This is a genomic window from Azospirillum brasilense (assembly GCF_003349955.1).
In the GTDB taxonomy this organism is placed as follows: domain Bacteria; phylum Pseudomonadota; class Alphaproteobacteria; order Azospirillales; family Azospirillaceae; genus Azospirillum; species Azospirillum brasilense_B.
Window position 1 is genome coordinate 102,838 of the sequence record NZ_QLKQ01000002.1, and the last position, 24,723, is coordinate 127,560.

24 protein-coding genes are annotated in these 24,723 nt (G+C 68.5%); 12 read left to right on the plus strand and 12 right to left on the minus strand.

All coding sequences use genetic code 11. The features are described from left to right. Window positions 1-70: 70 nt before the first annotated feature. From DXK32_RS01510 to cobU, 3 genes are read right to left on the minus strand one after another with little or no spacing between them, the layout of a single operon-like run. Entirely contained in the window at window positions 71-1,528 is a 1,458-nt protein-coding gene (locus DXK32_RS01510; protein WP_114856890.1) for a cobyric acid synthase, read from the minus strand. Between the two features lie 3 nt (window positions 1,529-1,531). Further along, window positions 1,532-2,143, minus strand: a complete 612-nt coding sequence (cobO, locus tag DXK32_RS01515; protein ID WP_114856891.1) for a cob(I)yrinic acid a,c-diamide adenosyltransferase — start codon at window positions 2,141-2,143, stop codon at window positions 1,532-1,534. Further along, window positions 2,140-2,664: a bifunctional adenosylcobinamide kinase/adenosylcobinamide-phosphate guanylyltransferase gene (gene cobU, locus DXK32_RS01520; protein ID WP_114856892.1), complete on the minus strand. Its 525-nt coding sequence runs from the start codon at window positions 2,662-2,664 to the stop codon at window positions 2,140-2,142. The genes cobO and cobU overlap by 4 nt, the downstream gene beginning before the upstream one ends. A gap of 169 nt (window positions 2,665-2,833) precedes the next feature. Between cobU and DXK32_RS01525 the strand changes: the two genes are divergently transcribed. From DXK32_RS01525 to DXK32_RS01535, 3 genes are all read left to right on the plus strand, one after another. Next, window positions 2,834-3,829, plus strand: coding sequence for an extracellular catalytic domain type 1 short-chain-length polyhydroxyalkanoate depolymerase (locus DXK32_RS01525; protein WP_247876924.1), 996 nt, complete (start codon window positions 2,834-2,836; stop codon window positions 3,827-3,829). Between the two features lie 86 nt (window positions 3,830-3,915). Then, window positions 3,916-4,191 (plus strand): hypothetical protein, encoded by a 276-nt coding sequence (locus DXK32_RS01530; protein WP_114856894.1) that lies wholly within the window; start codon window positions 3,916-3,918, stop codon window positions 4,189-4,191. Window positions 4,192-4,255: 64 nt separating this feature from the next. Further along, a complete protein-coding gene (locus DXK32_RS01535; protein WP_114856895.1) occupies window positions 4,256-4,639 on the plus strand; it encodes a hypothetical protein in 384 nt (127 codons plus the stop codon). Between the two features lie 15 nt (window positions 4,640-4,654). On the opposite strand, the gene DXK32_RS01540 is transcribed toward DXK32_RS01535, so the two are convergent. Next, window positions 4,655-5,113, minus strand: coding sequence for a hypothetical protein (locus DXK32_RS01540; RefSeq protein ID WP_114856896.1), 459 nt, complete (start codon window positions 5,111-5,113; stop codon window positions 4,655-4,657). Between the two features lie 163 nt (window positions 5,114-5,276). Here DXK32_RS01540 and DXK32_RS01545 point away from each other — a divergent pair, with 163 nt between their 5' ends. Then, window positions 5,277-5,930: a DsbA family oxidoreductase gene (locus DXK32_RS01545; protein ID WP_114856897.1), complete on the plus strand. Its 654-nt coding sequence runs from the start codon at window positions 5,277-5,279 to the stop codon at window positions 5,928-5,930. Then, window positions 5,930-6,349 carry an alternative ribosome rescue aminoacyl-tRNA hydrolase ArfB gene (gene arfB, locus DXK32_RS01550; protein ID WP_114856898.1) on the plus strand — a complete coding sequence of 140 codons (420 nt, stop codon included), beginning with the start codon at window positions 5,930-5,932 and terminating at the stop codon, window positions 6,347-6,349. The genes DXK32_RS01545 and arfB overlap by 1 nt, the downstream gene beginning before the upstream one ends. 6 nt (window positions 6,350-6,355) lie before the next feature. Here the strand turns inward: arfB and DXK32_RS01555 are convergent, their stop codons facing one another. Then, window positions 6,356-6,799, minus strand: a complete 444-nt coding sequence (locus tag DXK32_RS01555; RefSeq protein ID WP_114856899.1) for a PRC-barrel domain-containing protein — start codon at window positions 6,797-6,799, stop codon at window positions 6,356-6,358. 157 nt (window positions 6,800-6,956) lie between these two features. Between DXK32_RS01555 and DXK32_RS01560 the strand changes: the two genes are divergently transcribed. Next, on the plus strand, window positions 6,957-8,822 hold the full coding sequence (locus tag DXK32_RS01560; protein WP_114856900.1) for an AI-2E family transporter: 1,866 nt from the start codon (window positions 6,957-6,959) through the stop codon (window positions 8,820-8,822). Between the two features lie 3 nt (window positions 8,823-8,825). On the opposite strand, the gene DXK32_RS32530 is transcribed toward DXK32_RS01560, so the two are convergent. From DXK32_RS32530 to DXK32_RS01580, 5 genes are all read right to left on the minus strand, one after another. Then, on the minus strand, window positions 8,826-9,809 hold the full coding sequence (locus DXK32_RS32530; RefSeq protein WP_205215614.1) for an ACT domain-containing protein: 984 nt from the start codon (window positions 9,807-9,809) through the stop codon (window positions 8,826-8,828). 4 nt (window positions 9,810-9,813) lie between these two features. Then, complete coding sequence (mfd, locus tag DXK32_RS01570) at window positions 9,814-13,440, minus strand: transcription-repair coupling factor (RefSeq protein ID WP_114856901.1); 3,627 nt, start codon at window positions 13,438-13,440, stop codon at window positions 9,814-9,816. A 10-nt stretch (window positions 13,441-13,450) separates the two neighbouring features. After that, the gene (locus DXK32_RS01575) at window positions 13,451-13,753 is read right to left on the minus strand and encodes a succinate dehydrogenase assembly factor 2 (RefSeq protein WP_035674467.1); all 303 of its coding nucleotides are present in this window, start codon (window positions 13,751-13,753) and stop codon (window positions 13,451-13,453) included. Window positions 13,754-14,011: 258 nt separating this feature from the next. Next, window positions 14,012-14,755 (minus strand): hypothetical protein, encoded by a 744-nt coding sequence (locus DXK32_RS31965; protein WP_162801027.1) that lies wholly within the window; start codon window positions 14,753-14,755, stop codon window positions 14,012-14,014. A gap of 258 nt (window positions 14,756-15,013) precedes the next feature. Next, complete coding sequence (locus DXK32_RS01580; protein ID WP_114856902.1) at window positions 15,014-15,805, minus strand: crotonase/enoyl-CoA hydratase family protein; 792 nt, start codon at window positions 15,803-15,805, stop codon at window positions 15,014-15,016. A 198-nt stretch (window positions 15,806-16,003) separates the two neighbouring features. Between DXK32_RS01580 and DXK32_RS01585 the strand changes: the two genes are divergently transcribed. The 3 genes from DXK32_RS01585 (at window position 16,004) to DXK32_RS01595 (ending at window position 18,505) form a co-directional block, all read left to right on the plus strand. Continuing rightward, window positions 16,004-16,600 (plus strand): hypothetical protein, encoded by a 597-nt coding sequence (locus DXK32_RS01585; protein WP_114856981.1) that lies wholly within the window; start codon window positions 16,004-16,006, stop codon window positions 16,598-16,600. Window positions 16,601-16,774: 174 nt separating this feature from the next. Continuing rightward, window positions 16,775-18,073: an ergothioneine biosynthesis protein EgtB gene (gene egtB, locus DXK32_RS01590; protein WP_114856903.1), complete on the plus strand. Its 1,299-nt coding sequence runs from the start codon at window positions 16,775-16,777 to the stop codon at window positions 18,071-18,073. Window positions 18,074-18,172: 99 nt separating this feature from the next. Further along, window positions 18,173-18,505, plus strand: a complete 333-nt coding sequence (locus tag DXK32_RS01595; RefSeq protein WP_114856904.1) for a (2Fe-2S) ferredoxin domain-containing protein — start codon at window positions 18,173-18,175, stop codon at window positions 18,503-18,505. A gap of 74 nt (window positions 18,506-18,579) precedes the next feature. Here DXK32_RS01595 and DXK32_RS01600 read toward each other — a convergent pair whose 3' ends face one another. Beyond that, the gene (locus DXK32_RS01600; protein ID WP_114856905.1) at window positions 18,580-19,743 is read right to left on the minus strand and encodes a nicotinate phosphoribosyltransferase; all 1,164 of its coding nucleotides are present in this window, start codon (window positions 19,741-19,743) and stop codon (window positions 18,580-18,582) included. A gap of 363 nt (window positions 19,744-20,106) precedes the next feature. Between DXK32_RS01600 and DXK32_RS01605 the strand changes: the two genes are divergently transcribed. The 3 genes from DXK32_RS01605 (at window position 20,107) to DXK32_RS01615 (ending at window position 23,134) form a co-directional block, all read left to right on the plus strand. After that, window positions 20,107-20,604, plus strand: a complete 498-nt coding sequence (locus tag DXK32_RS01605; protein WP_114856906.1) for a flagellar basal body-associated FliL family protein — start codon at window positions 20,107-20,109, stop codon at window positions 20,602-20,604. A gap of 111 nt (window positions 20,605-20,715) precedes the next feature. After that, window positions 20,716-22,068, plus strand: a complete 1,353-nt coding sequence (gor, locus tag DXK32_RS01610) for a glutathione-disulfide reductase (protein WP_114856982.1) — start codon at window positions 20,716-20,718, stop codon at window positions 22,066-22,068. Between the two features lie 169 nt (window positions 22,069-22,237). Continuing rightward, complete coding sequence (locus tag DXK32_RS01615) at window positions 22,238-23,134, plus strand: manganese catalase family protein (RefSeq protein ID WP_114856907.1); 897 nt, start codon at window positions 22,238-22,240, stop codon at window positions 23,132-23,134. Window positions 23,135-23,209: 75 nt separating this feature from the next. On the opposite strand, the gene DXK32_RS01620 is transcribed toward DXK32_RS01615, so the two are convergent. Then, window positions 23,210-24,553 (minus strand): AmpG family muropeptide MFS transporter, encoded by a 1,344-nt coding sequence (locus DXK32_RS01620; RefSeq protein WP_114856908.1) that lies wholly within the window; start codon window positions 24,551-24,553, stop codon window positions 23,210-23,212. Window positions 24,554-24,723: the final 170 nt, after the last annotated feature.

Consider the following 24,723-nt stretch of genomic DNA (forward strand, 5'->3'; position numbering starts at 1 on the left):
CGCCCGCCTGACCCCAGCGTTGCGGGATCATGAAATCGGTTTCATGAAGCATCGCCCACGGCGATGTCCCTCATCGCGCCGCGGCCAGCAGGGCGTCGATGCCCACATGCTCCTCCAGCCGGACGGCGATGGCGTCGAGCGCCTGTTCGACCGTCGCGTCGTAGGAGCGTCCGGAGGCCTCGCCGCCCAGCCCGGCAAGGAAGGAGGCGCGGAAGCCGTCCGCCCCGAACAGGCCATGCAGGTAGCAACCCATCACCCGCCCATCGGCGGACACCGCGCCATCGGTCCGCCCGCCGGCCAGGGTCAGCATGGGACGGGTGCGGTCCGGCCCCTCCGTGCGGCCCATGTGCATTTCATAGCCGGCGACCGCGGCCCCTGTCTCGGCGTCGACTCCGGTCGCCTCTTCCAGCACCTTCGGCCCCTTCAGGACGGTGTCGACGTCCAGCAGCCCCAGCCCCTCGGCCTCGCCCGGCGGTCCCTCGATGCCGTCGGGATCGGCGATTCGCCGCCCAAGCATCTGGTAACCGCCGCAGATGCCCAGCACCCGCCCGCCGCGCCGGCGATGGGCGGCGAGATCGACGTCCCAGCCCTGGGCGCGCAGCACCGCCAGATCGGTAATGGTCGCCTTGCTTCCCGGCAGGATGACCAGATCGGCGTCGCCCGGCAGCGGCTGGCCGCGCGGCACCATCGACAGGGCCACGTCCGGCTCCTGGGCCAGCGGGTCGACATCGTCGAAGTTGGCGATGCGCGACAGCATCGGCACGGCGACGCGCAGCCGCCCCCCGGAGCGGGTCTTCCAGGTGTCCAGCGCCACCGCGTCCTCCGCCGGCAGAAGGGCGGCGTCGGCCAGCCAGGGCACGACGCCGAAGCTCGGCCAGCCCGTGCGCTCTGTGATGACCGACAGGCCACCGTCGAACAGCCGCACGTCGCCGCGGAACTTGTTGATGAGGAAGCCGGCGACCAGCGCCCGCTCCTCCTGCGGGATCAGGGCGTGGGTGCCGACGAGGCTGGCGATCACCCCGCCGCGGTCGATGTCGCCGACCAGCACCACCGGCACGCCCGCCGCCGTGGCGAAGCCCATGTTGGCGATGTCGCCGGCCCGCAGATTGACCTCGGCCGGGCTGCCCGCCCCCTCGACCACCACCACGTCGGCCTCGGCCTTCAGCCGCTCGAAGCTGTCGAGCACGGTGGGGAGAAACCGTCCCTTGCGCGACTGGTAGTCGCCGGCCCGCGCGGTACCCTCGACGACGCCGCGCACCACCACCTGGGACCCGACGTCCGACTGCGGCTTCAGCAGCACCGGGTTCATGTGGACGGACGGCGCCACACCGCAGGCCCGCGCCTGAAGCGCCTGGGCGCGCCCGATCTCGCCGCCGTCGGCGGTGACCGCGGCGTTGTTGGACATGTTCTGCGGCTTGAAGGGCCGCACGGTCAGGCCGCGGCGGACCAGCGCCCGGCACAGCCCGGCCACCAGCAGCGACTTGCCGACGTCGGAGCCGGTGCCTTGGAGCATGATCGCGCGCGGCATGGCTCAGAACTCGACGCCCGGCTGGGCCTTGATGCCCGCCTGGAAGGGGTGCTTGACCAGGGTCATCTCGGTGACGAGGTCGGCGGCCTCGATCAGTTCCGGCTTGGCGGTGCGGCCGGTGACCAGCACATGCAGCCCCTCGCGCCGCCCGGTCAGCACCGGCAGCACCTCCTCCACCGGCAGATAGCCCATGCGCAGGACGATGTTCAGCTCGTCCAGCACGACGAGGCTGTATTTGGAGTCGGCCATCAGCTCCTGCGCCTTGGCCCAGGCGGCCTTGGCGGCGGCGATGTCGCGCTCGCGGTCCTGGGTCTCCCAGGTGAAGCCCTCGCCCATCGTGTAAAAGTCCACGAGATCCTCGAAGCGCTCCAGCGCCACCGTCTCGCCGGTGGACCAGGCGCCCTTGACGAACTGCACCACGCCGACCCGCATGCCATGCCCGGCGGCACGCAGGATCAGGCCGAAGGCGGCGGTGGACTTGCCCTTGCCGTTGCCGGTGTTGACCATCAGCAAGCCCTTCTCCTGCGTCTTGCTGGCCATCACGCGGTCGTGCAGCGCCTTGCGCCGCTTCATCTTCTCGGCGTGCCGTTCGTTCTGGTCGGCATCTTCGGTCATGGTGTTTCTCCCTTCAGCAGCAGCGGCAGCCCGGCGGCGACGAAGGCCACCCTCCGGGCCACGGCGGCGATGTCCTGGTGCAGCCGCCCCGCATGGTCGCGGAAACGGCGGGCCAGCGCGTTGTCCGGCACGATGCCCAGCCCCACCTCGTTGGAAACCAGCACCACCCGCCCCTCCACATCGGCCAGGGCGGCCAGCAGCTCGGCGGAGCGGGCGGGCACCTCGGCCTCGGCCATCATCAGATTGGACAGCCACAGCGTCAGGCAATCGACCAGCACGCCCGTCCCGGGAGCGGCGTGGCGGCGCAGCGCGCCGGGCAGGTCGAGCGGTTCCTCCACCGTGGTCCAGCCGGGGCCGCGGTCCTCCTGGTGGCGGGCGACGCGGTCGGCCATCTCGGAGTCCCACACCTGGGCGGTGGCGATGTAGACCCGCGGGCCGGGCGAAGCGGTCACCAGCCCCTCGGCGTAGCGGCTCTTGCCGGAGCGGGCGCCGCCCAGGACGAGGGTGATGTCGGTGCTCATGTCGGCTCACCTGGACGCTTTCAGAACCGGATGGTTAGCGCAGTTGGCGGCCGGGCGCAAACCGCCAGGGAGTTGCCGGAGCGCAGTGCAGATCGGCGGTTGTCCTCCGCCGCCTCCGTCCCGTACCATCCACCGCCTTCCCTCCCGAACGACCCCGGAGCCGCCGACCGTGACCGACACCAACCGGCCCCGCCCGGCACTGGCCCGCGCCGCGGCCTTCCTCCGCCGCCTGACCGGAAAACTGTTCCGCCGCGGCGCGCCCGTTCCTCCGCCCCCGCCGAAACCCGTCCCCATGACGGAGCCGATGGAATCCGGGGCCTTCACCGGCGACTCCGGCACGCTCGCCTACCGGCTGTTCGTACCGAAGGGTGCGGCGGCGGGACCGCGTCCGCTGCTGGTCATGCTGCACGGCTGCACCCAGTCCCCGGAGGACTTCGCCGTCGGGACCCGCATGAACCGTCTGGCCGAGGAGGCCGGCTGCCTCGTCCTCTACCCGGAACAGACCCCCGCGGCGAATGACAAGAAGTGCTGGAACTGGTTCAACCCCGACCACCAGCGCCGCGAGCGCGGCGAACCGGCGCTGATCGCCGGAGCCACCCGGCAGGTCCTGGCGGAGCACGGGGCCGACCCGCAGCGCGTCTACGTCGCCGGAATTTCCGCGGGCGGCTCCGCCGCAATGGTTCTGGCAACCACATATCCCGACCTGTTCGCCGCGGTGGGCGTCCATTCCGGCCTGCCCTACGGCTCGGCCAGCGGCGTGCCTTCCGCCCTGCTGGCGATGAAGGCCGGCTCCTCGCCCGGCCAGCGGCCGACGGCCGGGGCTCCGGTGGTTCCGGCCATCGTCTTCCACGGCGACGCGGACAAGGTCGTGCACCCGCGCAACGGCGACCATGTCATGGCCCAGGCCACCGCCAACGCGGAGGGGCTGACCGCGACGACCGAGGAGGGACAGGCGCCCGGCGGACGCGGCTTCACCCGCACCGTTCACAAGGACGGCGATGGAGCAACGCTGTTCGAGCAGTGGACCGTCCACGGCAGCGGCCACGCCTGGTCCGGCGGCAGCCCGGACGGCACCTACACCGACCCGCAGGGGCCGGACGCCGCGCGGGAGATGCTGCGCTTCTTCCTGTCCCACCGGCACGCCGAGCCCGCAAAACGCGCGTGAGCCCGCGGTTACCACTTTTGCACAGCCGAATTCGCGACACCCGTGCCATAAACTTCCTCAGCACCCACCAGCCCACCGATCCGGCCATGCGCGTCACCGCTTTCCGCCTCGCTGCCCTCGGCGCCTTCGCGCTGTGCCTGTCGGCGTCGCCGACGGTCCAGGCCGCCAACGTCTCCGCCGGGCAGGCCGAGGCGAAGGAAGCCGCGAAGTCGCTGGGCAACTGCACGCCCGCCAAGGTGGAGGTGATGAGCTACGTCACCGGCCGATCCGGCCAGACCGTGTTCAAGGTGGGCTGCACGGAGGACAAGGACACCTTCGTGCTGGTGCAGTGCCGGTCGCGAATCTGCACGCTGCTGCGCTGATTCACGGCTTTTTAATGAGGTTCGCCTGGAATCGGATCGAACACGGGACGGGGTGCGAAGGGTGATGAGGCTCGCTCAGTCAATCGCGGTGCTGGCGTTGGCGGTGATCCCGCTCGGCGCTTGCGGCGGGCCGATGATGGTCGCCAGCCTCGGCGCCGATCTGGCCTCGGTCACCAGCACCAAGAAGACGCTCGGCGACCATCTGGTGTCCGCCGCGACCGGGCGCGACTGCTCGGCGGTGTCCTTCTCGGAAACCGGGCATTACTGCCCGGAGAAGGTCTACGTCGACCGTTCCCGCGTCTATTGCTACAAGACGCTGGCCGACGTGGACTGCCATCACATCCCCGACCCGCACCGCAACGGCCACACCGCCCTGGCGAGCCCGCCGCCGGACATCCGGCCCGAACCGCGGCAGCCGGGCTGGATCGAACGGATGACGGCGGAGTAAGCCCCGCGCCGTTGCTCAGCGCATCTTCTTCGCCACGAAGGCCTTGGCGAGCGTCATCATCGCCTTTTCATGGGTGACGCCACCCTGCCCGCCCTTGCCGGCGGGAACCACCATGGTGGCGGACTTGACCGGAGCGGGTGAGCCGGCGCGGCCACGCGGCGCCGGCGCATCCTCGCCGGGATCGCGGCCGAGGCGGCTCAGCACGTCGGCCAGCGCCTCCTTGCTCAGCGCCGAATCCGCGGAACCACGCGACCGGCCCGGCTGCGCGGGCGCGGACCGGCTGGGTGCGGACGGCCGGACGCCCCGCTCGATCGCCGCCGCGGCGATGGCCTTCAGGAAAGGCTGCGAAATGCCCAGCAGAAGCTGCGGGTCCTCGGCCGCCCAGGCCATCAGAAGCTTCTGCGCGGTCGCCCGGCTCCCCTTGGCCGCCACCAGCGCGTCGCGCACCTTGCCGTCCACATAGGAATTCGCCATCGCCACACGCCTCCGACCGCCGCGGACACTCATCCGCGCAACAGGGCGACTCTCCGGCGGCAAGGGTTAACAAAGGGTTGCAACGGCGGTGGCCCGAACGCGGCGGGATGCCCCACGGGCAGGGCGGTTGCGCGGCGGGGCGGGAATGGAGGATAGTGGGTCCATGCTGATCGAATCCTACGCCGACCTGATCTGCCCCTGGTGCTACATCGGAAAGCGGCGGCTTGCCCGCGCGCTGGCCGACCGGCCCCGCGTCCAGGTGGAATTGCGCTGGCAGCCCTTCCAGCTCAATCCGGACATGGCGCCGGGCGGCATGGAGCGCAGCGCCTATCTGGCGGCCAAGTTCGGCGGCACCGAACGGGCGCGACAGATCCATCTGGTGGTCGAGGAAACGGCGGAGCGCGACGGCCTGCCGCTGCGGCTGGACCGCATCCGGCGCACGCCCAACAGCTTCGACGGGCACCGGCTGATCCGCATCGCGGCCCGCCACGGGCTGGGCGACCGCATGGCCGACGCGCTGTTCCACGCCTATTTCGTTGACGGGCTGGACATCGGCGACCGCGACACGCTGGCCGCGACCGCCGCCGGCCTGGGTTTCGACTTCGCGGAGATCAAGGCTCTGCTGACCGGCGATGCCGAGACCTCGGCGGTTTTCAACGCCGACGCCACGGCGCGGCAGCTCGGCCTTCAGGCGGTGCCCTGCTACATCTTCAACCGGCGCTACGCGCTGTCCGGCGCGCAGGAACCCGCCAGCTTCCTCCCGCTTCTCGACCTCGGGGTGGAGGAGCAGGAGGGCGTGACGGCGGCGGCCGATTGATGATTCGCGTCACCCCCCGCATCAGCCTGGACGAGAACGAGCTTCAGGAAAGCTTCATCCGCGCCTCCGGTCCGGGCGGCCAGCACGTCAACAAGACGGACAGCGCCGTCCAGTTGCGCTTCGACGTGGCGGCCTCGCCGAACATCCCGGACGACGTGAAGGCCCGGCTGGTCCGGCTGGCCGGCTCGCGCATGACCGCGGCGGGCGTGCTGATCATCGTCGGCGACACCTACCGCAGCCAACTGCGCAACCGCGAGGATGTGCGGGAGCGGCTGATCGACCTGATCCGCGACGCGACGGTGGTGCCGAAGAGCCGACGCCCGACCAAGCCGACCCTCGGCTCCAAGAAGCGTCGCCTGGAGGCCAAGGGTCAGCGGTCCGACATCAAGCGCCTGCGCTCCGGCAAGCCGGAGGACTGACTCCGCTCAATGCGGCGTCTTCTGGCGGCTGAGCGAGATCATGTTCCCGCCATACTGGAATTCCGGCAGATTGGCGAACTGATCCTTGGTGAGCTGGGTCGCCACGAGGGCGTCCTGCTGCTGGTTGTAGCGGACGTTGTCGATGTCGAGCGCCACGTTCCGCCCGCCGATGCCCATGATGCCGCCGGTCTGGACCACGAGCTGGCTCGGCCGGTTGCTGCGGTTGAACAGCACATCCTCGACCTGCCCCACCTTCTGCCCGTCATAGGCGACGACGGATTTGCCCAGCATGGCCTGCGGCTCGATCCGCGAGGCGGTCTGGAGCGACTGTTCGGACATCGGGCGGGACGCCTGCTCACTTCCCCCACCGAACCAGCTCGACGTTTCGGCGCAGCCCGCCAAAGCCACAAGCGCGACCGCCGACAGGACCGGAACAGCAACCTTACGCATAGCCCCCTCCTTCTGACGAGATAACCACGCGGGTTTAAACAGACTGTCGACCGCAATCGTCTCGGTGTCTTGCGGCGATTGCGGCCGACGTCCCGGAACGCGCCGCGTCCGGCCGCGTTCTGCACTCTCTCAACTCTCCCCCGAGGCTCCGCCGATCATGGCCGAAGACACCGCCCGCCGGTTGCAGGCCCGCCCCATACCGGTGCCGAAGGCCGCCCCGCCCGCCTCCACCCAGACGACGCTGCTGGTCATCGCGCTGGTGGTGGCGACCCTCTATCTGGGAAGCGACATCCTGGTCCCCATCGCGCTGGCGGTGCTGCTGACCTTCGTCCTGGCGCCCATCGTCAGCCGGCTGGAGCGGCTGCGGCTGGGTCGGATACCCTCCGTGCTGGCCGTGGTGGTGCTGGTCTTCGCCGGCATCACCGGCTTCGGCATGGTGGTCGGCGGGCAGATCGCCGATCTCGCCAACAACCTGCCGACCTATCAGAAGAATGTGCATGACAAGCTGGACTCTCTGCGCTCCCGCGCCGCATCGGCGGGCAGCGGCGGCGTGGTGCAGCAGGCGACCGAAGCCTTCCGCGACCTGAAGCAGGGGCTGGAGCAGGTGACCGGCGAGACCGCGCCCGCCGCCCCGGCCAACGCCCTGCCCGCCCCCGGCGCCGCGCGGGAGCCGGTGCCGGTGCGGATCGAACAGGACGGCGACGCGCTGACCATCATCAGCGACGTGCTGGGGCCGGCCATGGCCCCGGTCGCCACGGCGGGCATGGTGCTGGTCTTCACCATTTTCATGCTGCTGCAACGGGAGGATCTGCGCGACCGTCTGATCCGGCTGGCCGGGTCCGGCGACCTCAGCCGCACGACGGAGGCGATGAACGACGCGGGCGAGCGGGTCAGCCGCTATCTGCTGATGCAGTGCGTGGTCAACGTCACCTACGGCCTGCCCATCGGGGTCGGGCTGTGGCTGATCGGCGTGCCGAATCCGCTGCTTTGGGGCCTGCTGTCGACGGTGCTGCGCTTCATCCCCTTCCTGGGACCGGCGATCGCCGCCGCCTTCCCGATCCTGCTGTCCTTCGCGGTCGATGGAGGGTGGACCCTGCCGCTGCTCTGCATCGCCCTGTTCGTGGCGGTGGAGCTGTTCTCCAACAACGTGGTGGAGCCCTGGCTCTACGGCTCGGCCACCGGCCTGTCGTCGCTGGCGATCATCGTCGCGGCGGTGTTCTGGACGACGCTGTGGGGGCCGGTCGGGCTTCTGCTGGCGACACCGCTGACGGTCTGCCTCGTGGTGCTGGGGCGGCACGTGCCGCAGCTGCATTTCCTGGAGGTGATGCTGGGCGACCGCCCGGTGCTGCCGGACGAGGCCAAGCTCTACCAGCGCCTGCTCGCCCGCGACCCCATCGAGGCCATGGAGATCGCCGAGGAGAAGATGAGCAAGGGCGGGCTGGTCGAGGCCGGGCATGGCCTGCTGATCCCCACCCTGTCGCTGGCCGAGCAGGACCGCCAGCGCAACCGCCTGAACCCGGAGGGACGGCAGGCGGTGGCCGAGGGCATGGTGGCCTTGCTGGACGAGATGATGGAGTCCTCGCCGCCCGCCGCGGAGGACACGCCGCTGATCCTGTGCATCGGCGCCCGCAACGACCTTGACGAGGCGGCGGCGGCGCTGCTCGGCCACATGCTGCGCCCGCGCGGGCTGCGCGCCGACGTGATCCCCTGCGAGACGGTCTCGGTCCGCTCCATCGCCGCGCTGGCCCCGACCGGCGTGTCGGCGGTGGCGCTGTCCTACCTGAACCCGTCCGCCCTGTCGCACGCCCGCCGGCTGGTGCGCCGCCTGCGGCTGCATTTCGGCCCCGACGTTCCGATCCTGCTCTGCCTGTGGAGCGCCCACCCCGAAGCCGACGCGCCGGAGCAGGCCACCACCCAGACGACCGCCGACCGCGTCGCCACCAGCCTCACCGGCGCCGTCACCCAGCTGGAGGAGCTGGGGGTGCTCGCCGCCGTCGAGGCGGAGAAGGCCCCGCAGGCGTGACGGTCAGGAGGGGGCCAGGACGGTGCAGACGCGTTTCAGCACGTCGGCCGCGCGCTCCACGTCCTCGTCGCGCACCAGCACGTAATCGGTGTCGTAGGTGGACATGGCGAAGATCGGCACCCGCGCCTGGGCCAGCGGCACGGCGATGCGCGCCAGCACCCCGAACAGCGAGAAGTCCAGCGGCCCTTCCACCTTGAAGGCGCGCCACCCGCGCTCCGCCGTCACACCCTCCGGCACGCGGGACTCGCGGCAGAGGATCGACAGCTCCTCCCCCGTGCGGGTGGCGCTGACCAGAGGGTCGGTCCAGTCGAGCCAGCCGGGCATCCCGTCCCCCGGCGCCAGCCGCGCCACCGCCAGCCGGTCGGGCAGGACCGACAGGGTCAGCGGCTTGGTCTCCGGCAGCAGGGCGGCGTCCAATGTGGCCCGGTCCACCTCGAACGGCTTGAGGATGCGCTTGGCCCGAGCGGCGAGCGACGGGATGCGCGAGCGCATGGCCCGGCCCAGCATGTCCGCCGCCACCGGGCGAAGCTCCGGATCGTCCGCCGCCAGATCGACCATCGCCTGAAGCGCGGCGCTCTGCACGATCCGGCTGGCCCGGTTCTCGAACCAGCCCTCCAGAAGCGCCACCACCCGCTCGCGCTGTTCCCCGGTCAGGCTCAGGCGCGGCAGGATCGCCGCCAGATGCCAGCGCACCTCGGCCTGCTCGATCGCCGCCGCCTCGGTCAGCAGACGTTCGGCGAAGGCATCCAGCGGGCGGGCATCGCCGCGCGACACCCGGTCCAAGGCGTCGGCGGCGCGCATCCGCACCCCGGCGTCGCCGTCGAACAGGCAGGCGACCAGTTCCGGCAGGCGGGCGGGGTCGGCGGCCACCGCCTCCGCCACCGTCGGAATGCTGCCAAAGGCGCGCCGGTCACCGCCGAGCGCCAGGGCCTTCGCCAGGCCCCTGTCGTTGGACCCGCCAACCTTGGGTCCGCTTTCCTTCTTCATCGCCTCAGCGCCGTCCGAAGGGACGCGAGGGGATGTTCCGCCCGAACTTCGACCCGACCTTCAGCGCGCTGGGGCGCGGCGGCGGCGGGGGCGGCGGAGGCGGAGGCGCCTCGCCCTTCGGCACCGCGCCACCGCCGGCCATCTGGGCGAGATCGCTCATCAGCCGATTGACGCCGCGCACCCGCTGGGCCTCGTCGGTCCATTCGCGGGTGTAGACCAGCTTGTGGTCGGGCCGCAGCTTCATCAGGCTCATCTGCTGGCTGATGTAGGTCAGCAGCTTGGCCGGCTCGGCGTAGCTGTTGTTGCGGAAGGTCAGCACGGCGCCCTTCGGCCCGGCGTCCACCCGCTCCACGCCGGCCTGACGGCAGAGCTGCTTGATGGTCACCACGTCGAGCAGGTTCTCCACCTCGCCCGGCAGCTTGCCGAAACGGTCGATCAGCTCCGCCGCGAAGCCGTCGATCTCCGCCCGGTCCACCAGATCGGCGATGCGGCGGTAGAGCGACAGGCGCACCGTCAGGTCGGGGACATACTCCTCCGGGATCAGCACCGGGGTGCCCAGGTTGATCTGCGGGGTCCAGGGCTGGTCCTCCGCCCCGCTCGGCACCTGCCCATCCATGTTGGCGCGGGCGTTGGCGACGGCCTCCTCCAGCATGTGCTGGTACAGCTCGACGCCGACCTCCTTGACGTGGCCCGACTGCTCCTCGCCCAGCAGGTTGCCGGCGCCGCGGATGTCCATGTCGTGGCTGGCCAGCTGGAAACCGGCGCCCAGGCTGTCCAGCGTCTCGATGACGTGCAGTCGCTGCTGCGCCGTGCCGGTCAGCGGCTTGTTCGGCGCGTAGGTGAGGTAGGCGTAGCCGCGCACCTTCGACCGGCCGACGCGCCCGCGGATCTGGTAGAGCTGGGCCAGACCGAACATGTCCGCCCGGTGCACGATCAGCGTGTTGGCGTTGGGGATGTCGATGCCGCTCTCGATGATGTTGGTGGCGAGCAGCACCTCGAACTTGCCCTCGTCGAAGGCGGTCATCACCTCCTCCAGCTCGCTGGCCGGCATCTGGCCGTGGGCGGTGACGATCTTGACCTCGGGCACCAGCTCGCGCACCCGCTCGGCGACCTTGGGCAGGTCCTCGACGCGGGGGCAGACGTAGAAGGTCTGGCCGCCCCGGTAATGCTCGCGCAGGATGGCCTCGCGCACCACCACCGGGTCGTAGGGCAGAACGAAGGTGCGCACCGCCAAGCGGTCCACCGGCGGGGTGGCGATCAGCGACAGCTCGCGCACGCCGGACAGCGCCATCTGGAGCGTGCGCGGGATCGGCGTGGCGGTCAGCGTCAGGACGTGCACGTCGGCGCGCAGCTCCTTCAGCCGCTCCTTCTGCTTCACGCCGAAATGCTGCTCCTCGTCGACGATGACCATGCCGAGCTGCTTGAACTGCACGCCCTTGCCGAGCAGCGCATGGGTGCCGATCACGATGTCGGCGGTCCCCTCCGTCAGCTCCTGCTTGACCTTGGTCTGCTCCTTGGCGGTGACCATGCGGGAAAGCTGGACGATGCGCAGCGGCAGCCCCGCGAACCGCGTCGTGAAGGTCTTGAAGTGCTGGCGCGCCAACAGCGTGGTCGGCACCACGACGGCGACCTGCTGCCCGCTCATGGCGACGAGGAAGGCGGCGCGCAGAGCCACCTCCGTCTTGCCGAAGCCGACGTCGCCGCAGACCAGCCGGTCCATGGGACGGCCCGAGCCGAGGTCGGTGAAGACCTCCTCGATGGCCTTCAGCTGGTCGTCGGTCTCCGGATAGGGGAAGCGGGCGGCGAACTCCTGATAGACGCCCTCCGGCGTGTAGACAGGGTCGGCCTTCTTCAGCATGCGCTCGGCGGCGATCTTCAGCAGCGCCTCGGCCATGTCCTTCAGGCGCTTCTTGACGCGGGCCTTGCGGCCCTGCCAGCCGGCCCCGCCCAGCTTGTCGAGCTGCGCGTGCGCGTCCTCCGACCCGTAGCGGGTCAGCACCTCGATGTTCTCGACGGGGACGTAGAGCTTGTCGCCGCCCTCGTAGATCAGCCGCAAGCAGTCGTGCGGCGCGCCGGACACCTCCAGCGTCTCCAGCCCGTCGTAGCGCCCGATGCCGTGGTCCATGTGCACCACGAGGTCGCCCGAGGCCAGCGCCGTGTATTCGGCGATGAAGTTGGCGGCCTTGCGCTTCTTCTTCGCCGCCGGACGGACAAGGCGGTCGCCGAGGATGTCCTGCTCGGTGATGACGGCCATGTCGGCGGAGGTGAAGCCGTGCTCCATTCCCAGCACGATCATGCCGATGATGTTGCGGTCGAAGCGGCGGACGTCCTCGACGCTCTCCGCCGGCTCCAGCCCCGGAATGCCGTGGTCGCCCAGCACCGTCATCAGACGGTCGCGGGAGCCCGCGGAATAGCCAGCCACCAGCACGCGCCGCCCGTCGGCCCGCAGCGCCCGGATGTGGTCCTTCACCGCCTCGAAGACGTTGACGTCGGGCCGCGCCCGCTCCTCGGCGAAGTCGTGGCCGCGCCGCCCGCCGGCGTCCAGCGTGCCCTTGATGCCCGGCGGCGTGCCGAAGGGCTGGAGCTGCGCCACCGCGTGGGCGGCGAACAGGTCATCCCAGGCCTGGGCGTCGAGGAACATCATGCCGACCGGCACCGGCTTGTAGACCGGCGAGCCCGTCCGCTTCTCGATGACGATCATGCTCTCGCGGGAGGCGTGGAAGTCCACCACCTGCGCGATTCGCGAATCGCGCGCCTCCGTCGCCTGATGGTCCAGCGACAGGATGGCCTTGGGCATGTAGGCCAGCAGCGATTCCATGGTCTCGTGGAACAGCGGCAGCCAGTGCTCCATGCCGCCGTACTTGCGCCCGGCGCTGATCGCCTCGTAGAGCGGGTCGTCGTCGGTGACGGCGCCGAACAGCTCCCGGTAGCCGGAGCGGAAGCGGGCGATGCCGGCCTCGTCGAGGAAGACCTCCGACATCGGCTTCAGGTCGACGCCGTCGCGCTTGTCGGTGGTGCGCTGCGACATGGGGTCGAAGCTGCGCACGGCCTCCAGCTCGTCGCCGAACAGGTCGAGGCGCAGCGGCTCGTCGGTGCCCGGCGGGAACAGGTCTATGATGCCGCCGCGCACGGCGAACTCGCCCGGCTCGCGCACCGTCTGGGCGCGGGTGTAGCCGTTGCCGGCCAGATAGCGCTGCAGCTTCTCCAGATCGATCCGGTCGCGCAGCTTCGCCGAGAACACCGCGTCGCGGAAGGCGGCGCGGGGCGGCACCTTCTGCACCATGGCGTTGACGGTGGTCAGCACGACCAGCGGCGCGGCGTCGGCCTTGCGCGCCAGCAGTCGGGTCAGCGTGTCGATCCGCTTCGCCACGATGCCGCCGTTGGGCGACACCCGGTCGTAGGGCAGGCAGTCCCAGGCCGGGAACACCTGCACCTCCAGCGCCGGCGCGAAGAAGGCCAGCGCCTCCGCCAGCTGGGCGGCGCGGGTGTCGTCGAGCGCGACGTGGAGAAGTCCCGCACTCCCCGCCCGCTTGGCGAGGTCGGCGAGGACGCGGGCGTCATGACCGGCGGGGGCGCCGCCGACCAGAAGGCGGCCGGAGCGTCCCGGCTGCAACTGTTCGAAGCTGGGCAAGGATCGGGCCTCAGGACCCCTGACGGGGCGTGTAGCGGAACTTGGTCAACAGTTGCATGACGTCGGTGTCATGCTCGGCGGGCAGCGGCTCGCGCCCGGCGTACCAGTTGTAGAGGTCGGGGTCGCTGAGTTCGAGCAGCGCCTCGTAGCGGTCGAGCTGCGCGTGGTCGAAGGCCGGGACATGGGCGTCGGCGAAGCTGCCGATCAGCAGGTCCATCTCGCGCATGCCGCGGTGCCAGGACCGGAAGCGCAGCCGCTTGCGCCGGTTTTCCAGGGATTCGCCGCTCTCGGACAGGGTGTTCTCGTCGCTCATGCCATCCACGCCAAAAAGCCCCGGCCCCGGAAGATAGGGGGCGGAGCGGTCCACATCCACCCCCGCATCCTGCACGGCGGCACGCGCGGAGGCAAACCGAAACGCCGGACGATCCCCCGCGAGGTCTTTGATTCAGTGCGCGAGCCACGCCTCCAGCCCGTGACGCAGAATTGCTCAACGAGGCTGGAAGCCACATCCTACGGCCCAAACAAAACATATAGAGATGAATTGGCAATTTACCGCAAAATAAAGTCCTTTTTACTTCCACCTAGCTATTTGCTTTTTCCCTTCGTCAGAGACAACAGAACTCAGAAAACTGTTGCATTTTTCATGGTCTATTTCTCTCTTCGTTGCCCTGATAAAATGGACTGGCTTTGCAGGCCCGCAAATCTTTTCAACCAGGATCAGTCCAATTCCATGACGGACGCATTCCTCTTTAACCCGCCGAGCTTGGGCTGCATCCAAGTCAATCCAGGATTTCTCGTCTAGCGGGAACACCACATAAGCACGCGTGGCCACACTGGCATGGGACAGCGCCTCGAACACGGCCAAGACATTGCAGCTATCAGGCCTTTTCACCTCAAAGGTGACGACGTCGAACTCGTGCCCGATGGTCCATGGAAATTTCTTGTGCGATATCAATGTAAAATCGGGTCGCGTCCAAGGCCCGGCGATTCTCGAGTCCCTTCTTGATGTGTTCTCAAGATAGTACCCGCTCCTTTCATGCCCCTCCTTAATCCACAAATCATTAATACATTTGCCAATCGATGGATAATACGCCTCCTCTGGTATTGAATATCCTTTTATGAGAGAAATTTTATTGAACTTCCCGCGAGAAACTATGTTGTTTTCGTGCCCATACGCTACAGCTTCTTCAAAAATTCTATCATCGAAACTATAATCTCTCTTCAATCGAGTTGCCGTTATTGAGTCTTCGCATCCCTCAAGGATATTTGTTATCTTGCTGAGGCAATCCAAGGCCTGTAAGCTAACGTTAGACATGATAGCTCCAAACATGGCATTTCGATGATGGCTGCATAGGCGGAATCTATTTGGCGATATGACGCTCGTCAACCAAACATTTTCCTAAAAAGCAATGAACGCACATGCATGCATCGCTCATCATTGCTTAAAATACTTTCCATTGCACAAAAGCAGTGCGCTTATCGTACAATCGATCTTTTATGGTGGGGCGCACCGCACACCGGCGCGCCCCCGCGCAAACTGAAACGCCGGACGATCCCCCGGAAGGAGCTTGATTCAGCGCGACAGCCACGCCTGCAGCCCGTCGCGCAGGTCGGCCCCCGGCGCCAGCCGGGCGAAGCGCTCGGTCTCCACCGCCAGCCCTTCGCCGATGGTCATGTTCAGCCCTCGGGTCACCGCTCCCAGGATGCCGGACACCGCCGCCGGGGAATGCCGGACGATCCGCCCGGCCAGTTCGAAGGCCGCCGGCAGCAGCGCGTCATGGGCCACCACTTGGTTGACCAGCCCCACCGCCAGCGCCGTCGCCGGCGGGAAGGCGTCGCCGGTCAGCAGCCATTCCAGCGCCCGCTTGCGCCCGGCGTTGCGGGGAAGCCGCTGCGTCCCGCCGAAGGTCGGCATCATGCCGAGCTTGATCTCCGCCTTGGAGAATCTCGCCCGCTCGCTGGCGACGGCGAGGTGCGCCGCCTCCAGAATCTCGCAACCGCCGCCGTAGCAGATGCCGTTGACCGCGGCGATGACGGGCTTGGGGAAGGATTCGATCCGCGCGCACAGCGTCTGTCCGGGCCGGAAGGCGCGCACCGCGGCCTCCGGTCCCCGGCGGACGGCCGGGGTGAATTCCGCGATGTCAGCCCCGGCGGAGAAGGCCCGCTCCCCGGCGCCGGTGACGATGATGGCCCGCACCGCCGGGTCGGCCTCCAGAGCGTCCAGCGTGTCGAGCATGGCGGCGGCCAGCGCCGTGCTGATGGCGTTCAACTTGGCGGGGCGGTTCAGGGTGAGGGTAGCGATTCCCCCGGCGGTGACGCACAGCACGGGGTTGGCGGAGTCGGCGTGTTTGGTCGTCAGGGACATGGCGCGGTCCTTTTGCCTGCGTTTGCGATGCCCCACTGTCGAGCCCGAGCCACACCCCTGACAAACGAGTACGCCGCGTGTTCGGGTGAGCAACGCTCACCTGAAACGTGGCCTCCGCCGCTGGCCAAAGCGTCACCTTGACAGAATCGCGACAGTTGGTACACTGAACAGTCCCAGCCACTTTCGGTGGAGGTCGCCATGACCGACGGATCGATCGGACGCCCGGAACCCCTGGTCCGTTCGGCCGGCGTGGTGGAGCGCACCGGCAGCGCGACCGACCGCAGGAAACGGCGGCAGAATCGGCAGGACCTGCAACAGCAGGAGCGCGAGCAGCAAGAGCGCCGCGACCAGGATGAGGCCAACCACAAGCGGCGGCGCCTCTACGATCTGCTGTTCGACGAGATCGATGAGCTGGACACGCTGAACGCCGGGCAGCGGGCGCGCATCAAGCAGAATCTGCGCGCGCAGCTCGCGAACCGCCGTCCCCCGCCGCACCTCGCCCCCAACCTCGCCCAGCCGCCGCCAGCGGATGAGGACATCGAACGCATCGCGGCGGCGCTCCTCGAAAAGGCCGTCGCGGCCCACTCGGTCGACCATGACCACATCGTCGACATGGCGGCGCCGACGCACCCGGCGCTTCCGCCCGGACAGACGGCGGAGAATGTGGCGCTCGCCAACCAGCTCCGCGATTGCCTGGAACAGCGCACGACGACATCGCGGCGCGTTGCCGTGTATCTGCGCCTGCTTCTGACGCTTGAAGGCGCCTTCCGTCCGCATCTGGTGGTGGACGCCTGACCACAGTCCCACCGCTGGTGCGATGCGCGAATTCGGAGAAAGCCCCCCTCCGATGCGCCACCCAGGATGGTTGGACCATGCGGCACAATGGACCTGTTGTTTCCCCGGCGGAATCCAGGCGCGTTCCGGCGCTGTTCCCGCCGCGGAAAACCCGCTCCCGCAGGGAGGTTCCCCGTGCCCGACACCCATCTCGCCACGCACGCCCAGCCGTCCGGTGACGCCCTTCGCCAAACCCTCTCCACCCGTTTCCAGAAGATCCGCGCCCGCACCGCCGAACTCGCCGCCCCCTTGTCGCCCGAGGACCTGATGGTCCAGTCGGTGGCCGACGGCGCCCCGGCCAAATGGCATCTCGCCCACACGACGTGGCTGTTCGAAACCACCGTCCTGGTGCCCTGCAACCCCGGTTACCGCCCCTTCGACCCGGCCTTTCTGACGCTGTTCGCCGCGCGCGACGACCGCTTCGGCAGCCACCAGCTTCCCTCCCCCACCCTGCGCCTGCTCTCCCGGCCCAACGCGGCGGAGGTGATGCGCTACCGCGACCATGTGAACGCCGCGGTGCTGCATCTGCTGAACCAGGCCGACGAGGCGGACCTGCCGGAGATCGCCGACCGCGTGATCGTCGGCATCACCCACGAGCGGCGCCACCAGGAACGGCTGCTGACCCACGTCAAGCACGCCTTCTGGAGCAACCCGCTGCGCCCCGCCTACGAGCAGCCGCCGCAAGCCGTGCCGGTTCCGCCGCAGCCCGAACGCTGGATCGAGCATGAGGGCGGACTCGTCGCGATCGGGCGGACGGACGCCGGGGCCGGATTCGACCATGAGGGGCCGCGCCACCGCGTCCATCTGGAGCCCTTCCGCCTCGCCGCCCTGCCGGTCTCCTGCGGCGCCTTCCGCGACTTCATCGAGGACGGCGGCTACGCCAAGCGCTCGCTCTGGCTCGCCGACGGCTGGGAGGCGGTGCAGACCGAGGGGTGGCAGGCCCCGCTCTATTGGGAATGGCGCGACGGCGCGTGGCAAATCTTCACCCTCTACGGCATGCGCCCGCTCGATCCCGCCGAACCGGTCTGCCATGTGAGCTGGTTCGAGGCCGACGCCTTCGCCCGCTGGGCCGGCAAGCGTCTGCCCGAAGAGGCCGAATGGGAGGCCGTGGCGTCGCGCTGCGACAGCATGGGCAACCTGTTGGGCACCGGCCACCGCCACCCGCGCCCCAGCACCTGCCACGGCGACGGCCCCTGGCAGTTGTTCGGCGACGTCTGGGAATGGACGCGCAGCCCCTTCGCTCCCTATCCCGGCTACCGCCTGCCGGACGGAGTGGACGAGGCCGTCCATGGCCGCTTCATGATCAACCGCATGGTGTTGCGGGGCGGCAGCTGCGTCACCCCCTTCGACCACGCCAACCCGACGGCCCGGCATTACCTGCGGCCGGACTCCCGCCTGTCCTTCACCGGCCTTCGGCTGGCCGAGGATGCCTGATGAATAGGACAGCTGACATATTGGAATCGTTTTAAACGGTGGCGCTGCACCGCAGCAAGCTCTATAACCATAATTAAATTATGGCCTATGGAGCCTTCGATGTCCCTCGATCTGCCGCAAGTGTTCCGCCACCACGTCTTTTGTTGCGCCCAGCAGCGCCCGCCCGGCCATCCGCGCGGGAGCTGCGCGGCGAAGAACGCCCACCCGCTGTGGGAGCAGCTCGGCCAGCGCATCCAGGCCAAGGGGCTGACGGACGTCGGTATGGCCTGGACCGGCTGCCTCGGTTTCTGCTCCGCCGGGCCGCTGATGGTGGTCTATCCAGAGGGGCTGTGGTACCGCCCGGAAACGCCCGCCGACATCGACGAGATCGTCGACTCGCACCTCGTCAACGACACGCCGGTCGAACGGCTGGTGATGGTGCTGACTCGCTGAACATAAAGGCTGAACGCGAAAACCCCTCCGCGGCGTGGCCGGCGGAGGGGCGTTCTTGGTGCGGAACGACGATGCTACTTGCGGAACAGGAACTCGCGGCCGACCTTCACCCGCTTCTCGCCGTCGTATTCGATGATGTCGGCGGTGGCGTAGGTCTCGGTCCAGCGCTCGGGCAGATAGCTGCCGGTGCCGATGATGTCGACGGGGGCGTTGGCCTCCGCCATCAGGCGGCACTTCGCCGGACCGAAGCCGGAGCTGGCGACGATCTTCACCGCCGGGAAACCGGCCTCGTCCAGCTTCTCGCGCATGAAATGGATCGCCGCCGCCGAGACGCCGGTGCCGATCAGATAGCGGAGCTGCGTCTCGTCGCGGTAGCCGCGGATGGAATGGGGGGCGTGCCTCTCCAGCACCGCGTAGGAGCCCGGCGGGTCCAGCCCCTCCAGGAAGCGCCCGCCCGGCGTGTCGAGCCGCACCGCCAGCTTGCCCTGGGCGGCGAGGCCGGGGAAGCGGCGGCAGACCTCCAGCGCGTCGGTGACCTCGCGCCCGAAGTAGTCGACCAGCACGGTCAGCGGCAGTTCGGGGAAGGTCTCGTGGAACATCTCCGCCGCCCGCACGGTCGATCCGGCGTAGCCGATCAGCGCGTGCGGCATCGTCCCCATGCCCTTCTTCTGGCCGAAGAAATGGGCGGTGGCGTCGGTGGCGTTGCCGATGAAGCCCTTGGCGCCGACCTTGCGCTTCGCCCGGTCCGAACCGACCGAGGCGGCGTAGGCCATCATCTCCTCCATCTCCGTGCCGGCGCAGTGGCGCGCCTCCATGGCGAGGAAGGCGGTCTTCGGCAGGTCGGCGCACATGGTGAAGGCGTTGTAGGCGCCGACGCAGGCGGGGCCGAGCTTCTGCAGGATGATCGTCTCGGTGTCGACCAGATGGTAGAAGGAGCCGGTGATGTAGAGGATCGGCTCGCCCGCACCGACCCACTTCCCTTCCGGATAGTTCAGGACGATGTCGAGGTCGAACCCGCGCTCGCGCGCCACCGCTTCCAGCCATTCGATGACGAGTCGCGGCGCGCAGACCACCGGGCGGCGCATGAAGATGGCGTAGGTGACCTTCTTGTCACCGAATTTCCCGACCGCCTCCTTGGTCCGCTTGAAATAGGTGTCGGTCCATTCGGTGATGGCCGACGCGGGCGGATGGCTGGCGGGCGCGTGACTGGCCGGCGGCTTGTTCCTGGTCTCGTCCATGGCGATGTCCTTGTCTTCCCGCTCTTGCCCTTCGCGACGGTCACGTCCGGAGGCCGCCCCCGCGGCGGGAACGGCGATCCGATAGAGAAACCAGCATTATACGCCCCGGCCCTCCGGTGGAAGAGGCTTCATCCGCAGCGCCCCACCGTCGCAAGCAACGGTGATTTACCAAAAATACGCTACGAAATCAGACGCATTTCGAGAACAAAGAAGCCGAGAAGAGATGCGCAGTTCCTGACTGTAATACGCTCTCACCAAAAAGTATAAAATACCTGCATTTGACGATTTCCTTTCATCCATCCACCATACACCCAAGAACAGGCACCGATCCCCTGCGGTGCCCGAAAAAGCGACGAGGTCGGCATGAGCCGGACAATCCGCCAGAACGCGCCGAACATTAAGGCGGCTCCCTCGACGCTCGACCGTCTCGGCCGCCGGGTGGTGGTCGGGCTGCTCTGCACCATGGCCGGGCTGGCCGCCGCGGGCACCGGCGGCGCCTTCCTGCTGAAGCCCGGCACGGCGCAGGCCGGGCGCGTGGTGGGGGATACGCTGCGCACCGCCGCCAACTACGCGCGGCTGCCGGCGATGATCTTCACGCTGAGCGACGGCGACCGCCTGCGCGAGCTGCGGGTCCGCGTGGTGCTCGACATGGAACCGACCGCCCCCGTCAAGACGGTGGAGAGCTACGGGCCGCGCATCGCCAACGCCATGACCAACGTGATGCTGGACACCGACCCCGGCGAGCTGCGCGGGCGCAACGGCGCCTTCTACATCAAGGACGCGGTGATGCGCACCGCCGCGAAGGAACTCGGCTCCATGAAGATCCGGCAGGTGCTGGTCCAGGAACTCGTCATGCGCTGAGGGAAGGCCCGCTCCGCCCATGCCGATGCCGGCCCTCCAACGCTCGACAGGGGAGCCGGAATGGGGAACACTCCCCTCCCGTTCGGATCGTGGGATTGCAAGGAGGCGGCCGTGGCCGAGTTCGATTTCGACCTGTTCACCATCGGTGCCGGCTCCGGCGGCGTCGCGGCCAGCCGGCGGGCCGCGGCCATGGGGGCCAAGGTCGCCATCTGCGAAGGCAGCCGGGTCGGCGGCACCTGCGTCATCCGCGGCTGCGTGCCGAAGAAGCTGCTGGTCTACGCCGCCCAGTTCCGCGACGCCTTCGAGGACTCCTGTTCCTATGGCTGGTCCACCACCACGCCGGCCTTCGACTGGGCGACGCTGATCGGGCGCAAGGACGCCGAGATCGACCGGCTGAACGGCATCTACATCAAGATGCTGGAAAACTCCGGAGTCACCCTGCACACCGGTTTCGGGCGGCTGATCGACCGCCACACGGTTGAGGTGGCGAACAAGCGCTACACCGCGAAGAACATCCTGGTCGCCACCGGCGGCTGGCCGGCGCTGCCCAGGATTCCGGGGATCGAGCACGCCGTCACCTCCAACGAGGCGTTGCAGCTCGGCACCCTGCCCCACTCGGTCATCATCCTGGGCGGCGGCTACATCGCCGTCGAGTTCGCCGGGATATTCCGGGGCCTTGGTGCCGAGGTCACGATCATGATCCGCGGCGAGGAGCTGCTGAACGGCTTCGACGACGACATCCGTGTCGCCCTGGCCCAGGAGATGCGCAAGCGCGGCATCACCATCCTCACCCGCACCCAGCCCGTGAAGGTCGAGGAAGGCCCCGGCGGCTTCACCGTCACCGACCAGCTGGGGCGGGAGCATTCCGCCGGCCTCGTCATGGCGGCGACCGGGCGCCGGCCGAACACCCGCGACCTTGGGCTGGAGGCCGCCGGCGTGGCGCTTGACGACGCCGGGGCGATCCGGGTGGACGAGTATTCGCGCACCAGCGTGGACAACATCTTCGCCGTCGGTGATGTGACCGACCGCATGGCTCTGACCCCCGTCGCCATCGCCGAGGGGCGCGCCTTCGTCGAGACGCTGTTCAACGACAACCCGACCAGCATCAGCTACGCCAACATCCCGACCGCCGTCTTCTCCATCCCGCCTCTCGGCACCGTCGGCCTGACCGAAGCCGAGGCACGGGCGAAATTTGCGACGGTGGACATCTACAAGGCCGGTTTCCGCCCGATGAAGCACACCATGTCGGGCCGCGACGAACGCGTCCTGATGAAGCTGGTCGTGGATGGGGAGAGCCAGCGCGTGCTCGGCTGCCACATGATGGGCATGGACGCGCCGGAGATCGTCCAGGGGCTGGGCATCGCCCTGAACTGCTGCGCCACAAAGAAAGATTTCGACCGCACCATCGCTCTCCACCCCTCTACCGCGGAGGAATTCGTCCTGATGCGCGAGAAGGCATCCTGACGATCGGACATAAAACCAAAGGTCAGGAGCCCGATTTCCTGGAACGCTTCTAAGAAGCCTGTGTTGAGGGCACACGACGATGGCGGCGGCACGCACGGCGGCGGTCCAGCACCCCCGCGGAAGCCGTCGCCTCCCATCCTTCATCCAGGCACCGGGAGGGCTCCTACGCATGTTCATGCACAACAAGAACCTGATGTACACGGTCCGCGTCGCTGAACCGGACCCGAAGCTGGCCAGCCTGATGCTGGAGCAGTTCGGCGGGCCCCAGGGCGAGTTGGCGGCGGCCCTGCGCTACTTCACGCAGGGCCTGTCCGACGAGGACCCGGGCCGCAAGGACATGCTGATCGACATCGCGACCGAGGAATTGAGCCATCTGGAGATCATCGGCAGCATCGTCGCCATGCTGACCAAGGGCGTGAAGGGCAAGCTGGCCGAGGGCGCCGAGGAGGTCACTGACCTCTACGCCGACATCGCCAAGGGCAACGGCAGCCACACGCTGGCCCTGCTCTACGGCGGCGGCCCGGCCCTGACCAACTCCGCGGGCCAGTTGTGGACCGGCGGTTACATCGACAGCATCGGTGAGCCGACCGCCGACCTGCGCTCCAACATCGCTGCGGAATCGCGGGCCAAGATCATCTATGAGCGCCTCATCAACATCACCCCCGATCCGGGCGTGAAGGACGCGCTGACCTTCCTGATGACCCGCGAGGTGGCGCACCAGAAGATGTTCGAGAAGGCGCTCTATTCCATCGAGAACAACTTCCCGCCGGGCAAGCTGCCGGGCAACCCGGAATACACCGACAAGTACTACAACATGAGCCAGGGCGACGGCGACATGCGCGGCCCGTGGAACCAGGGCGAGCAGTGGGAGTTCGTCAACGTCACCCCCGACCAGGCCCCGGTCAGCGGTGGCGACGGCAACCCCTCGGTCCGGCTGGCGGCGGAAGAGATGAAGGCCGTCAACGAGGCCGCCAAGCGCACCATGTCGCGCACCGACGTGAACCCGGTGACGGGTGCCGACCTCGGCGCCGGCCCCGGCTCCGGCAAGATGACTCCGGTGAAGTAAGGCCCATATTTCCCTCCCCCGCCCAGCGGGGGAGGGTCAGGGTGGGGGCAAGTGTTGGATTGCCAACTCCCCCACTTAAACCTTCACCACCGCCTCGTCCCGCCTTGGCCGCGTCATCAGCCACAGCAAAACCAGCAGCCCAGGCACCGCCCCGCCGGTGGACAGCAGGAAAAAGCTGCTCCAGTCCATCCGCTCGGCCAGCCAGCCGGACGATGCCCCGAACAGGTCCCCGCCCAGCTTGTAGAAGCTGCTGAGCAGCGCGTATTGCGTGGCCGTGTAGGCGGTGTTGCACAGGCTCGACAGATAGGCGACGAAGGCCGCCGTCGCGATGCCGCCGCAGACATTCTCCAGCGCCACCGTCACCGCCAGCGCCGACACGTCGTGCCCGACCTGCGCCAGCATGACATAGCCGAGGTTGGACAGCATCTGCATCAGCCCGCCGACCAGAAGCCCGCGCAGCACGCCGATGCGCCCGACCAGCACGCCGCCGATCAGCCCGCCGATGATTGTCGCCCACAGGCCGAACAGCTTGGTGACGTTGGCGATCTCCGTCTTCTCGAAGCCGAGATCGACGTAGAAGGGCGCCGACATCACCCCCGCCAGCACGTCCCCCAGCTTGTAGCAGGCGATGAACAGCAGGACCGCCGCCCAGGCCGGGCGCGTCATGAACTCCACGAAGGGCGCCACGACGGCGCCGTAGATCCAGGCCAGCAGGTCGGCCTTCCAGCCCGTCAGGTGCGGGCGCGCGGCCAGCCAGTCGGCCACATGCTGCTCCCGCGCCTTGGATTCCGCGGTGTCCGCGACCTTCGGCTCGCGGTTCAGCAGGATCGTCACCATGCCGACCGCGACCAGCCCGGCCATGACGTAGTAGGCGACGTGCCAGCCGAAGAACTCCGCGAGGTACAAGGCCCCCGCCCCCGCCGCCAGCATGCCGAAGCGGTAGCCGAGCACGAGAATGGCGGCCCCCGCGGCCTGCTGGTGCTCCTCCAGAACCTCGACGCGGTAGGCGTCGACCACGATGTCCTGGCTGGCCGAGAAGAAGGCGACGACCACGGCCAGCATGGCGGTCCACCACAGGTCGGTGACCGGGTTGGTGCTGCCCAGCCCGATCAGGGCCGCCATCAAACCGGCCTGCGCCACCAGCGCCCAGCCGCGCCGCCGCCCGAACAGGCGGGTCATCACCGGCAGGCGCAGCCGGTCGATCAGCGGCGCCCAGACGAACTTCAGCGCGTAGGGCATGGTGACCAGCGCGAACAGGCCGATGGCCGTCTTGCTGACGCCGCCCTCGCGCAGCCAGATCGACAGGGTGGACCCGGTCAGCGCCAGCGGCAGCCCTTCGGAAAAGCCGAGGAACAGAATGGCCAGAACGCGCCGGTCAAGATAGACGGAGGCCGCCTGACCCCAGGAGGATGGTTTCACCCGTTGTCCCTTCCGCACACCTGCGTAACCGTCTGTATAGGCTCCAGCCGGACGCCCCGGCCAGCGCGCTTTTTCGGGCGCCGCGCCGCATCATCCATTGCGGAAGTTGCGGTCGAAACTATGGAAAAATTTCCCGGCGACCGCTATACAGAGTACCCCTCTGGCCGTCA